General features: G+C 63.1%; 11 protein-coding genes, 1 tRNA gene and 2 pseudogenes. 8 read left to right on the forward strand and 6 right to left on the reverse strand.

Features of this window, described 5'->3' with window-relative positions; translation table 11 throughout:
• Nucleotides 1–3: 3 nt before the first annotated feature.
• From OKW43_RS30055 to recA, 6 genes are all read right to left on the reverse strand, one after another.
• Nucleotides 4–708, reverse strand: coding sequence for a TerC family protein (locus OKW43_RS30055; RefSeq protein WP_187635941.1), 705 nt, complete (start codon nt 706–708; stop codon nt 4–6).
• Nucleotides 709–874: 166 nt separating this feature from the next.
• A complete protein-coding gene (gene sucD / locus OKW43_RS30060) occupies nt 875–1,756 on the reverse strand; it encodes a succinate--CoA ligase subunit alpha (RefSeq protein ID WP_187635940.1) in 882 nt (293 codons plus the stop codon).
• 130 nt (nt 1,757–1,886) lie between these two features.
• The gene (gene sucC, locus OKW43_RS30065; RefSeq protein ID WP_013090442.1) at nt 1,887–3,056 is read right to left on the reverse strand and encodes an ADP-forming succinate--CoA ligase subunit beta; all 1,170 of its coding nucleotides are present in this window, start codon (nt 3,054–3,056) and stop codon (nt 1,887–1,889) included.
• A 55-nt stretch (nt 3,057–3,111) separates the two neighbouring features.
• Entirely contained in the window at nt 3,112–3,786 is a 675-nt protein-coding gene (locus OKW43_RS30070) for a DUF2889 domain-containing protein (RefSeq protein ID WP_429451426.1), read from the reverse strand.
• A 130-nt stretch (nt 3,787–3,916) separates the two neighbouring features.
• The gene (gene recX, locus OKW43_RS30075) at nt 3,917–4,687 is read right to left on the reverse strand and encodes a recombination regulator RecX (RefSeq protein WP_187635938.1); all 771 of its coding nucleotides are present in this window, start codon (nt 4,685–4,687) and stop codon (nt 3,917–3,919) included.
• Nucleotides 4,688–4,694: 7 nt separating this feature from the next.
• Nucleotides 4,695–5,771 carry a recombinase RecA gene (gene recA, locus OKW43_RS30080; RefSeq protein WP_018421721.1) on the reverse strand — a complete coding sequence of 359 codons (1,077 nt, stop codon included), beginning with the start codon at nt 5,769–5,771 and terminating at the stop codon, nt 4,695–4,697.
• Nucleotides 5,772–6,025: 254 nt separating this feature from the next.
• Between recA and OKW43_RS30085 the strand changes: the two genes are divergently transcribed.
• From OKW43_RS30085 to OKW43_RS30120, 8 genes and pseudogenes are all read left to right on the forward strand, one after another.
• The gene (locus tag OKW43_RS30085; protein ID WP_429451428.1) at nt 6,026–6,823 is read left to right on the forward strand and encodes a response regulator; all 798 of its coding nucleotides are present in this window, start codon (nt 6,026–6,028) and stop codon (nt 6,821–6,823) included.
• 9 nt (nt 6,824–6,832) lie between these two features.
• Nucleotides 6,833–8,371: a sensor histidine kinase N-terminal domain-containing protein gene (locus OKW43_RS30090; protein ID WP_429451430.1), complete on the forward strand. Its 1,539-nt coding sequence runs from the start codon at nt 6,833–6,835 to the stop codon at nt 8,369–8,371.
• 227 nt (nt 8,372–8,598) lie between these two features.
• Nucleotides 8,599–10,257, forward strand: a complete 1,659-nt coding sequence (locus tag OKW43_RS30095) for an MFS transporter (RefSeq protein ID WP_429451432.1) — start codon at nt 8,599–8,601, stop codon at nt 10,255–10,257.
• A gap of 86 nt (nt 10,258–10,343) precedes the next feature.
• Nucleotides 10,344–10,420 (forward strand) — tRNA-Met (locus tag OKW43_RS30100).
• 165 nt (nt 10,421–10,585) lie between these two features.
• A complete protein-coding gene (locus OKW43_RS30105; protein WP_429451434.1) occupies nt 10,586–10,906 on the forward strand; it encodes a DUF6538 domain-containing protein in 321 nt (106 codons plus the stop codon).
• A gap of 41 nt (nt 10,907–10,947) precedes the next feature.
• Nucleotides 10,948–11,475: a hypothetical protein gene (locus OKW43_RS30110; RefSeq protein WP_429451436.1), complete on the forward strand. Its 528-nt coding sequence runs from the start codon at nt 10,948–10,950 to the stop codon at nt 11,473–11,475.
• Nucleotides 11,476–11,689: 214 nt separating this feature from the next.
• Nucleotides 11,690–11,746: pseudogene (locus OKW43_RS30115) on the forward strand (hypothetical protein); the annotation flags it as partial.
• Nucleotides 11,747–11,783: 37 nt separating this feature from the next.
• Nucleotides 11,784–12,032 (forward strand): annotated as a pseudogene (locus OKW43_RS30120) (formaldehyde dehydrogenase, glutathione-independent); the annotation flags it as partial.
• Nucleotides 12,033–12,088: the final 56 nt, after the last annotated feature.

Raw genomic sequence — 12,088 nt, forward strand, 5'->3', positions numbered from 1 at the left:
CGCTCACACCGCCGCACGCTTCGCGTTACGGCGCTTCAGCAGATAACCGACGATCACGACGAACAGCGCACCCGCGATACTCATCCCGTACTCGGCGACGGGCGTGTCGAGAATCGGCCAGCGGTCGCCGGCCGGGTCGTTGACCATCAGGCCACCCGCAATCCAGCCAAGCAGACCCGCGCCGAACAGCACGATGCCCGGAAAGCGATCGAGCAGCTTCAGAATCAGCTGGCTGCCCCACACGATCAGCGGAATGCTCACGACGAGGCCAAAGATCACCAGAGCCAGCCGATGCTCGGGCTCCGCGGCTTCGGCCGCGCCGGCGATCGCGATCACGTTGTCGACGCTCATCACCGCATCCGCGACGATGATCGTCTTCACCGCCGAGATCAGCTTGTCGGCCGGCTTTACGTTCTCATGCCCGTCGTGCGCCGGCGCGAGCAGGCGCACGCCGATCCACAGCAGCAGCACGCCGCCCGCGAACTTCAGGAACGGCACGTCGAGCAGCGCGACCGCGAACGCGATCAGCACGACACGCAACAGGATCGCGCCGGCGGTCCCCCACACGATGCCGCGCATGCGCTGCGACTGCGGCAGGTTGCGGCAGGCGAGCGCGATCACGACCGCGTTATCGCCACCGAGCAGAACGTCGATGACGACAATCTGAAAGACTGCGCCCCAATGGAGGGTCGTGAAGAATTCGAGCATGGAAGAAAGAATAAGAAAAAATCGGCCGGGCGGACAGAAACCCGACGCAAGCGCGGACGAAAAAAAGCGGGGGAGTCTGCACTCCCCCGCTTTTCGGGACCGCCCGCTCACGAAAGGATTTCGTAAGCGTATCAAAAATCGCGCGCCTACGGCACGCGAATTCGATTTACAGCATTGCCTTCAGAAGACGCGCCATTTCGGACGGGTTCTTCGTGACCTTGATACCGCACGCGTCCATGATTTCCAGCTTCGCTTCAGCGGTGTCCGCACCGCCCGAGATCAGCGCGCCGGCGTGGCCCATGCGCTTGCCCGGAGGCGCCGTGACGCCAGCGATGAAGCCAACCACCGGCTTCTTCATGTTGTCCTTGATCCAGTGCGCGGCGTTCGCCTCGTCCGGACCGCCGATTTCGCCGATCATGATGACGGCGTCCGTATCCGGATCGTCGTTGAACATCTGCATCACGTCGATGTGCTTCAGACCATTGATCGGGTCGCCGCCGATACCGACTGCCGACGACTGGCCGAGGCCGATCGCGGTCAGCTGGCCGACTGCTTCATACGTCAGCGTGCCCGAACGCGACACGACGCCGATGCGGCCCTTGCGGTGGATGTGACCCGGCATGATGCCGATCTTCAGCTCGTCCGGCGTGATCGTGCCCGGACAGTTCGGTCCGAGCAGCAACGTCTTGCGGTTTTCGCGACGCATACGGTCCTTGATCTCGATCATGTCGCGCACGGGGATGCCTTCCGTGATACAAATCGCGAGATCCAGATCGGCTTCGACGGCTTCCCAGATCGCGGCGGCGGCGCCTGCCGGCGGAACGTAAATCACCGACACGGTCGCGCCCGTTTCAGCCTTGGCTTCAGCGACGCTCGCGTAGATCGGGATGCCTTCGAAATCTTCGCCGGCGCGCTTCGGGTTCACGCCCGCGACGTACGCTTCGCGGCCGTTTGCGTATTCACGGCAAGCACGCGTGTGGAACTGACCGGTCTTGCCGGTGATGCCCTGCGTGATGACCTTGGTGTCTTTGTTAATCAGAATCGACATGTACTGACCTCTGTTCGTTTGGCTTCGCGCGGTAGCGTCACTCGGCGCGATGCTTCACGCCGGTGTCGCTCGCGCGCCGCCACTCGTCAATTTGGCAAATGAGCCGGTAAATGCGCCGTGGACAGCTGGCTTACGCCTTGCCCGAAGCAGCCGCGACGACCTTCTGGGCCGCTTCTTCCATGCTGTCCGCCGAGATGATCGGCAGGCCGGATTCAGCGAGCATCTTCTTGCCCAGGTCTTCGTTCGTGCCCTTCATGCGGACCACGAGCGGCACCTTCAGCGACACGGCCTTCGATGCCGCGATCACGCCTTCCGCGATCACGTCGCAGCGCATGATGCCACCGAAGATGTTGACCAGAATCGCGGTCAGGTTCGGGTTCTTCAGCATGATCTTGAACGCTTCGGTAACCTTCTCCGTCGTAGCTCCTCCGCCGACGTCGAGGAAGTTCGCCGGTTCGCCGCCGAACAGCTTGATGGTGTCCATCGTTGCCATTGCGAGGCCAGCGCCGTTCACGAGGCAGCCGATGTTGCCGTCGAGCGAGATGTACGCGAGGTCGAACTTCGACGCTTCGATTTCAGCCGGATCTTCTTCGTCCAGATCGCGGTACGCGACGATTTCCGGGTGACGGAACAGCGCGTTCGAGTCGAAGTTGAACTTCGCGTCAAGCGCGATGACCTTGCCGTCGCCGGTCAGGATCAGCGGGTTGATTTCGGCGAGCGATGCGTCGGTTTCCCAGAATGCCTTGTACAGGCCTTGCAGAATCGCGCGAGCTTGCGGGATCGAAGCGTCGGGCACGCCGATCTTCTTCGCGAGGTCGTCTGCCTCCGAGTCCTTCAGGCCGGTCGACGGATCGACGGCAACCTTGTGGATCAGCTCAGGCGTCTTTTCCGCGACTTCTTCGACGTCCATGCCGCCTTCGCTCGACGCCATCACGACGATCTTCTGCGAAACGCGATCGATCACGAGACCGACATACAGTTCCTTCTTGATGTCAGCGCCTTCTTCGATCAGCAGGCGGTTAACCTTCTGGCCTTCCGGACCGGTCTGGTGCGTGACGAGCTGCATGCCGAGGATCTGGTTCGAATACTCGCGAACCTGTTCCAGCGACTTGGCGACCTTGACGCCGCCGCCCTTGCCACGGCCACCCGCGTGGATCTGAGCCTTGACGACCCACACCGGGCCGCCCAGCTCTTCCGCGGCCTTGACCGCATCATCCACCGAGAAGACCGGCTTGCCGCGCGGTACCGCGACGCCGAATTTCCGCAGGATTTCCTTACCCTGGTACTCGTGAATCTTCATGCGTGATTCCCTTCAGTCTGAGAGTTGGATTGAACTTCGTTTCCGTTGCCGCCGTTCAGGCCGACGCGTCGCCGCCTGGTTCGCGGCCGGCCGCGTCGTCCGACGAGGCCGCGCGTTCCGCTGGACGCGGAGCGTGGCCATACCAGCGCGGATGAAACTGTTTCACCGCCTCGCCGTCGAAACGCAGCGCGTGGCAGCGCCCCAACTGGAATGGCGGTTTGTCGTTGGAATGATCGCCTGTGCCGTTAGACGATTCGTCTCCCGAACCCGCGTTCGCGCCCGGCGTGCCGGCATCGGTGTTCCACACCTCGCCGGCGAACGCCTGGATCGCGGCGGTCGGCAGGATCGCGCACAGCTCGGTGAGATGCGTGCAACCGGCCGTGCCGGCCAGCAAACGGGCAGCATCGCGACGGAAGTTGTGGAACAGATTGAGCCCGATGAGGGCACGGTAGGCGGGATTGCTGGCCTGGCACAACCCTGGATAGGGCACCCAGTCGGACGACGCTTCGGCGTCGACGACGTTGAGCTTGCGATCGATGGTGATGCGAAGCCAGAGTTCATGGATCGGCTGACCATTGGGCCGGATACCCGACGCAAGCACCACATCGCGTGGCTTTTCGTCGGTCAGGCACGCTTCCACATCCCACAGGCCATCGGTTCGCTCGTAAGCTTCCGCTCTGATTGCGCGACGATGGCGCAACTGACGGGACACTGGCAGGGAGAGCGACATGCGGGAAGGAAAGACCGGATTGGAAAACGTGTGGATTTTAGCATAACGGGTATTTGGGACAGCCCCGATTGCGCACGGCCTGGCGCCAGGTTACGGCGCGGCAATTACCCTACCCGTCGAGACTGGCGTATTAGTCGCCGTCCCCGATGTCGTCGACGTCGCCGATACCCTTCAGGATCTTGCCGATCGTCGCGCCGGAGAAGCCGCGCGACGCGAGAAAGCGCGCCTGCTTCGCGCGCTCGGCCGGCGTTTGCGGCAACTGGCCGAACTTCTTGCGCCAGACCGCCTGGGCGCGCGCGAGCTCGGTTTCGCGCAACTGCGCGCTCGCCTCTTCGACGAGCGCCGGGTTGAGCGCGTGTTGCTTCAGTTCGCCGAGAATGCGGCTCGTGCCGAGCCGCGATGCGCGCCGATGGACCAGGCTTTCCGCGAAGCGCGAGTCGGATAGCCAGTTTTCGGCCTGCAGCGCGTCGAGCATCGCGTCGAGCGAATCGGTTTCCTCGACGTAGGGCTTCAGCTTGCGGGCGAGTTCGGCGCGGCTATATTCGCGGCGCGACAGATAGCCAAGCGCGCGCGCTTTCAGCGAACGGGCGGGGCGTTGGGATTTTCTGCTGGCGTCTTCGTCGGACCGGCCCGGCTTCTGTTCGCCGGGTTGGCGGCGTGAGCGGGTGTAGGTGACTTCGGAGGGGATTGGGGAATCGAGCCCGGAGGAATCCCGGCTGGACGACACTGCAGCGGGTGCAGACCGCGTACGCTGCGGGCCGCGGCCCGCGGCGCGGTCGTGTGCGTCGAACGATTCGAACGATTCGAACGGATCGCTGGACTCAGGCGATCCGTCCGCCGCGTCGCGCGGGCCGTCCGGATAGCGTCCGGAGTCGGACAACGGTCGGCCTTTGCGTATCACGTGATGCTTACTCTTCTTCGCCCGCGACTTCAGCGTCCGCGCCGGTCACGGCGTTCGCCATCGCGGTGACGCCCAGCGATTCGCGGATACGATTTTCGATTTCGCGAGCGATATCCGGATTTTCGCGCAGGAATTCACGCGCGTTGTCCTTGCCCTGACCAATCCGCTCGCCGCTGTAGCTGTACCATGCGCCAGCCTTGTCGACGATCTTCGCCTGCACGCCGAGGTCGATGATTTCGCCCTGACGCGAGATGCCCTCGCCGTACAGGATGTCGAAAATCGCTTCACGGAACGGCGGCGCCACCTTGTTCTTGACGACCTTCACGCGGGTTTCGTTGCCGATCACTTCGTCGTTCTTCTTGATCGAACCGATGCGGCGAATGTCGAGACGTACCGACGCGTAGAACTTCAGCGCGTTACCGCCCGTGGTGGTTTCCGGGTTGCCGAACATCACGCCGATCTTCATGCGGATCTGGTTGATGAAGATCACGAGACAGTTCGTGCGCTTGATCGTGCCGGTCAGCTTGCGCAGCGCCTGCGACATCAGACGCGCCTGCAGACCCGGCAGCGAGTCGCCCATTTCGCCTTCGATTTCCGCCTTCGGCACTAGCGCCGCGACCGAGTCGATCACGATCATGTCGATCGAGCCCGAGCGCACCAGCGCGTCGGCGATTTCGAGTGCCTGTTCGCCGGTGTCCGGCTGCGAGACCAGCAGGTCGGCGACGTTCACGCCGAGCTTGCCAGCGTATTGAATGTCTAGCGCGTGTTCCGCGTCGATGAACGCCGCGGTGCCGCCGAGCTTCTGCATTTCGGCGACGACCTGCAGCGTCAGCGTGGTTTTACCGGACGATTCCGGACCGTAGATTTCGACCACCCGGCCACGCGGCAAACCGCCGACGCCCAGCGCGATGTCGAGGCCGAGCGATCCGGTGGAGACCACCTGGATGTCTTCGACTGCCTCACCTGCGCCGAGCCGCATGACCGACCCTTTGCCGAACTGCTTTTCGATCTGCGCGAGCGCGGCGGCCAGTGCCTTGCTCTTTTCAGCAGTCAGTCCAGCCGAGCCTTTCTTGCTTTCTTCCATGAATCGTCCTTTGCTATGATGAACGGCGTCTGAGGCAGGTGTGCACCCATGGTTCCACTCAAATTGAGCGGAGTCTTCAGGACATCACACGAAACGCAGACACTGTATAAAAAAACAGTGGTTTTGGCAAGCGCGATTGTGATGCGAACGCGCATCTTTTACTGTCGCGTCGCCCCAACTACCCACAATAATGTTCGGAGACCGCTGCGCGCCGGGGCAACCCCACGGTGCCGGCAAAGCCAGGCTGGCGCATCATGCGAATTCTGATTGCCGAAGATGACAGCATACTCGCGGACGGTCTGGTTCGATCACTCCGCCAATCGGCCTATGCGGTCGATCACGTGAAAAGCGGCGTGGAAGCCGATACCGCGTTGTCAATGCAGACGTTCGACCTATTGATCCTCGATCTGGGCCTGCCGCGCATGTCCGGGCTCGAGGTGCTGCGCCGCCTGCGCGCGCGCAATTCGAACCTGCCAGTGCTGATCCTGACCGCCGCCGATAGCGTCGACGAACGCGTCAAAGGCCTGGACCTCGGCGCCGACGATTACATGGCCAAGCCCTTCGCGCTGAACGAACTCGAAGCGCGCGTGCGCGCGCTGACACGGCGCGGCGCGGGCGGCGGCCCGACCGTCGTGCGGCATGGCTCGCTGTCGTTCGATCAGGTGGGCCGCATTGCCCATGTCAACGACCAGGTGATCGATCTGTCCGCGCGCGAGCTCGGTCTGCTCGAAGTGCTGCTGCAACGGATCGGCCGGCTGGTCTCGAAAGAGCAGCTCGTAGACCATCTGTGCGAATGGGGCGAGGAAGTCAGCAACAACGCGATCGAAGTCTACGTGCACCGACTGCGCAAGAAGATCGAACCGAGCGGCGTGCGCATCATCACCGTGCGCGGGCTTGGCTACTGCCTCGAAAAAGCGGCGGCGCCGGCGAATGCGAGCGGGCCCGCCGCCCCGGCCGGTTCCGAGCCGCAAGCGGCACAAGCGGCACAAGCGGCGCAACCGTCCACCGCGCCGTCGTCCGCCGCGATGCCGGCGAGCCACCACTACAAATAGAGGCCCGCGATGTCCGCACGCGCTGATCGCGCCACGGCGCACGCTGCGGACCTCGACGAGGCGCGCGACGCGCGCTACGCCAATCCGTTCGCCCCGCCGGACGAAACCGAAGCCGCCGCCGAAGCGCGTCCGCGCTCGCTGTTCGGCGAAATTCTCGACTGGATGCTCGCGCCGCTGCTGCTGCTGTGGCCGATGAGCCTCGCGGTCACGTATCTGGTCGCAAAGTCGATCGCGAACGGCCCGTTCGACCGCGCGCTCGAAACCGACGCCTACGTGCTCGCGCGCCAGATCCATCCGGTCAACGGCGTCGCGGAGCTTTCGCTGCCCGAGTCGACGCGCGATTTCCTGCGCGCCGACAACGTCGACAGCGTGTTCTTTCAGGTGCTCGGCACGCGCGGCGAGCTGGTGGCCGGCGAGCGTGACATGCCACTGCCGCACGAGGAGGACCGCCCGCCACCGGGCCTCGTCGAATTCCGCGACGACGTGCTGCGCGGCAACGACATCCGCGTCGCCTACACGACCGTCGAGTTTCCGCAGACGCCGGGCGCGCAGGCCGTCCTCGTGCAAGTCGCCGAAACGCTCGACAAGCGCAGCCAGCTCGCCAACGACATCATCAAGGGCGTGATCCTGCCGCAGTTCGTGATCCTGCCGCTCGCGATTCTGCTCGTGTGGTTCGGGCTGTCGCGCGGGCTCGAGCCGCTGCATGCGCTGCAGGCGCATATCCGCGCGCGCCGACCGGACGATCTGTCGCCGCTGGAGGCACGCCGCGCGCCGCCTGAAATCGAGCCGCTCGTCACGTCGTTCAACGATCTGCTCACGCGCCTCGAACAGAACATGGAGTTGCAGAAGCGCTTCATCGCCGATGCGGCGCATCAGATGAAAACGCCGCTGGCCGGCCTGCGCACGCAGGCCGAACTCGCGCTGCGCCTGAACGCGTCGGCCGAGGTGCATCGCTCGCTCGAACAGATCGCGACGAGCTCCGAGCATGCCGCGCGGCTCGTCACACAGTTGCTCGCGCTGGCGCGCGCGGAAAACCGTCGGTCGGGACAGATCTTCACGCCGCTCGAACTGGGCGAACTCGCGCGCAGCGCGGTGCGCGAATGGGTGCAGGCCGCGCTCGCGAAGCAGATGGACATCGGCTACGAAGCGCCCGACGAGCCGGTCGAAGTCGCTGGCAATCCGGTCATGCTGCGCGAAATGCTGTCGAATCTGATCGACAACGCGATCCGCTATACGCCGGCGGGCGGCCGCATCACCGTGCGCGTGCGGCACGACGCCGCCGCGCGGCTCGTGCATCTGGAAGTCGAGGACACCGGGCTCGGCATTCCGGCCAGCGAGCGCTCGCGCGTGGTCGAGCGGTTCTACCGGATTCTCGGCCGCGAAGGCGACGGCAGCGGCCTCGGTCTCGCGATCGTGCGTGAGATCGCGGCGATGCATGGCGGCGAGCTCGCCATCGATGACAACGTCTACCAGGCGTCGCCGCGGCTTGCCGGCACGCTCGTGCGTGTCAGCTTGCATGTGCTGGAACGGGGGCGGGACTTACCCTAACGCGGCCTGATCGTCAGCGAACCGACGGCGTGATTTTGAGATATTTCAACGCGGATTGCCAGAACATCACTGTGGGTTAACGGAAATTGAGCGCCGATTCGACGGTTTACCGGACTATCAGAAGTTCTGGCGTCGAGTCAGAACGCCGTAAGTTTCCGCTCCAATAATCGGTTGCATGGAACGCCTGTGCCGGCGATCCGTGTATATCAATATTGGAGACGACATATATGGCTACCGTTGGCGGGCAAATGTCGCACGTGCCGATGACGCGCGATGAAAAGCGGGTGATCTTCGCATCGTCGCTGGGTACGGTTTTCGAGTGGTACGACTTTTATCTGGCCGGCTCGCTCGCGGCCTTCATCAGCAAGAGCTTCTTCTCCGGCGTCAATCCGACCGCGGCGTTCATCTTCACGCTGCTCAGTTTCGCGGCCGGCTTCGCGGTACGGCCGTTCGGCGCGATCGTGTTCGGGCGACTCGGCGATATGGTCGGGCGCAAGTACACGTTTCTCATCACGATCATCATCATGGGTCTGTCGACGTTCCTCGTCGGCTTCCTGCCGGGCTATGCGGCGATCGGCATCGCTTCGCCGGTGATCTTCATCGCGATGCGCCTGCTGCAGGGCCTCGCGCTCGGCGGTGAGTACGGCGGCGCCGCGACCTACGTGGCCGAACACGCGCCGGCGGGACGCCGCGGCTTCTACACCGCGTGGATCCAGACCACCGCCACGCTCGGCCTGTTCCTGTCGCTGCTCGTGATCCTCGGCGTGCGCACGACGATGGGCGAAGACGCATTCGGGTCATGGGGCTGGCGCATTCCGTTCATCGCGTCGATCGTGCTGCTCGCGGTGTCGGTTTGGATTCGTCTGCAACTGCAGGAGTCGCCGGTGTTCGCGCGCATCAAGGCCGAGGGCAAGACCTCGAAAGCGCCGCTCTCCGAAGCGTTCGGGCAGTGGAAAAACCTGAAGGTCGTGATCCTCGCGCTGGTCGGCCTGACGGCCGGCCAGGCCGTGGTCTGGTACACGGGCCAGTTCTACGCGCTGTTCTTCCTCACGCAGACGCTGAAGGTCGGCGGCACCAGCGCCAACATCATGATCGCGCTCGCGCTGCTGATCGGCACGCCGTTCTTCCTGTTTTTCGGCTCGCTGTCGGATCGCATCGGCCGCAAGCCGATCATCATGGCCGGCCTGCTGATCGCCGCGCTGACGTACTTCCCGCTGTTCAAGGCGCTTACGCACTACACGAACCCGGCGCTCGAAGCCGCGACCGCGAAGTCGCCGATCGTCGTGATCGCGGATCCGGCCGAGTGCTCGTTCCAGTTCAACCCGGTGGGCACCGCGAAGTTCACGAGCTCATGCGACATCGCGAAGGGCGCGCTGTCGCGAGCCGGCCTGAACTATGAGAACGTCGCGGCGCCTGCCGGCGCGATCGCGCAAATCCGCGTGGGCGATACGGTCGTCAACACCTTCGACGGCCGCGCCGCCGACGCGAAGGAGCAAGCCAAGACGTTCGACAAGACGCTCGCCGCCACGCTGAAGGCCGCCGGCTACCCGCCGAAGGCCGATCCGGCGCAGATCAACTGGCCCATGAGCATCGTGATCCTGACGATCCTCGTGATCTACGTGACGATGGTCTACGGGCCGATCGCGGCGATGCTGGTCGAGATGTTCCCGACGCGCATCCGTTATACGTCGATGTCGCTGCCGTATCACATCGGCAATGGCTGGTTCGGCGGCTTCCTGCCAGCGACCGCGTTCGCGATCGTCGCGGCGAAGGGCAACATCTATTCGGGACTCTGGTATCCGATCGTGATCGCGTTGGTCACCTTCGTGATCGGTATGCTGTTCGTGCGGGAGACCAAGGACTCGGATATCTACGCGAAGGATTGAGTGGACGAACAGTCTGGGCTATCTGAAAAAGTCGTGCGCCTGGGGTTGACAGCCCTCGGCTGCGCCAGCATAATTTCGCTTCTTTCGGCGAATTAGCTCAGTCGGTTAGAGCGACGGAATCATAATCCGCAGGTCCGGGGTTCGAGTCCCTGATTCGCCACCAGCTTCAAGAAAAAGCCGCTGCCTCTCACGAAGCAGCGGCTTTTTTGTTCTGGAATGCCGGTAATGCGCCGGAAACGGCGCATTACGCATCTAAAATTTCAGATGCCGCCGGTTTCCGGAGTCCGGGTGCTACACGCCTCTGTTACCTTCCTGAGGAGAGCACCCCATGAAACACCCCTACCTGACCACCCGCGCCGATTCGACCCATTACTACTTCCGCCGCAAGGTGCCGCTCAAGTTGCGCGCCACGCTCGCGAAGACCGAAATCTGGCTGAGCCTGGAAACGCCGTGTCGCAACGAGGCCATCACCCGCCTGCCGATGGCCGCCCTGGCATATGAACAGCTCGTCGCCCCGGCGCGGGCCGCCGCAGCGACCGGCGACAGCTGGCTGCCGCACGGCCTGCGTGCGGCGGGCGACTACGAGACCACGTCGAAAAATTCAAGGCGCTCTTCCTCGAAAAGGACGACGTTGAGCACGGCCGCGTAAACACGATTCTGTCGCTGCTGTCGCCGCTCATCAGACTTGCCATGCGCAAAAAGCTGACGAAGTTGGCCACCAACCCCTTCAGCGGCATGAAATATCCCGAGAAGGTGGTCGAGCTCAACCGGAAGACCGTACGCACGGCCTTCACGATGGCCCAGGTGAACGAGGTCTTTGCCTCACCCGTATGGACACGAGGACACCGCCCGGAAAAGGGCGGCAGCGATGCCGCTTTCTGGGTGCCGCTTCTTGGCCTGCATACGGGTGCCCGGGTCGAAGACCTGTGCCGGCTCACGAGTGCCGATGTCGTGCAGCGCGATGGCGTATGGTGTTTTCACCTGCACGACTCCAAGCGTGAGAGTCGCGCCGGGTACCGGACTGTCATGCGCCACGTCCCGGCCCACCATAGCCTGCTGCAACTTGGCTGGCTCGACTATGTCGAATCCCGCCGGTCAGCCGACAGCTCTGCATGGCTCTTCCCCGACCTCGCGACCAACAAGTACGAGAAACGCGGCGCAGTGTTCGGCAACTGGTTCAACGAATACCTACGCACCCCATCGGCATCCAGGAAGTAGCGAAACGTATAAACCCTGCTAGTGTTCCGTCCCAGAAATAACTTTGCATAAATCCAGATTGTTTCTATGATCGAGTCACGGTGTGTAGGAGGCGATCATGGGACGCAAAGGAATCGAGGTTGTCGTATCCGAACTGGAGCGAGAACAATTGCTATCAATGAGCCGCTCGCGTGCACTGCCTCACTCTCTGGTCCGCCGGGCAAAGATTGTCTTGATGGCCGCTGACGGTCATACGAGTCAGGAAATCGCGACGCAGTGCGAAGTGACGCCGCCGGCGATCACGCACTGGAAGAAGCGGTTTGTCGCGCAGTCTTTCCGTTCGCTTTGGCCTTGGCTGGGCAAAGTCGCACTCGTTCTTCACCGGCCAGACTCCAGTGATGAAGTACAACAAGAATCTCATGCAGGCGATTTTGTGGGACCGGTTGAATATTGCTGAAGTCGTCAATGTGACTGTCATCGAGCTCGACCAGGCTCCCAGTGGTTATGCCGAATTTGATTCTGGCGTACCCAAGAAGATTGTCATCGACCCACACGGTAGTCTGAGAACTGCGGCCTGACAGATTCTCGGAACGATGACCAGGAGAGGTCATCAGCGCCGAACTCTGCTCCAAGG

The organism is Paraburkholderia sp. WC7.3g (assembly GCF_050436345.1).
GTDB lineage: Bacteria > Pseudomonadota > Gammaproteobacteria > Burkholderiales > Burkholderiaceae > Paraburkholderia > Paraburkholderia podalyriae.

Coding starts and splice junctions, on each gene's coding strand:
- OKW43_RS30055 (WP_187635941.1), bottom strand. CDS start 708: ATGCTCGAATTCTTCACGACCCTCCATTGGGGCGCAGTCTTTCAGATT.
- sucD (WP_187635940.1), bottom strand. CDS start 1,756: ATGTCGATTCTGATTAACAAAGACACCAAGGTCATCACGCAGGGCATC.
- sucC (WP_013090442.1), bottom strand. CDS start 3,056: ATGAAGATTCACGAGTACCAGGGTAAGGAAATCCTGCGGAAATTCGGC.
- OKW43_RS30070 (WP_429451426.1), bottom strand. CDS start 3,786: ATGTCGCTCTCCCTGCCAGTGTCCCGTCAGTTGCGCCATCGTCGCGCA.
- recA (WP_018421721.1), bottom strand. CDS start 5,771: ATGGAAGAAAGCAAGAAAGGCTCGGCTGGACTGACTGCTGAAAAGAGC.
- OKW43_RS30085 (WP_429451428.1), top strand. CDS start 6,026: ATGCGAATTCTGATTGCCGAAGATGACAGCATACTCGCGGACGGTCTG.
- OKW43_RS30090 (WP_429451430.1), top strand. CDS start 6,833: ATGTCCGCACGCGCTGATCGCGCCACGGCGCACGCTGCGGACCTCGAC.
- OKW43_RS30095 (WP_429451432.1), top strand. CDS start 8,599: ATGGCTACCGTTGGCGGGCAAATGTCGCACGTGCCGATGACGCGCGAT.
- OKW43_RS30105 (WP_429451434.1), top strand. CDS start 10,586: ATGAAACACCCCTACCTGACCACCCGCGCCGATTCGACCCATTACTAC.
- OKW43_RS30110 (WP_429451436.1), top strand. CDS start 10,948: ATGCGCAAAAAGCTGACGAAGTTGGCCACCAACCCCTTCAGCGGCATG.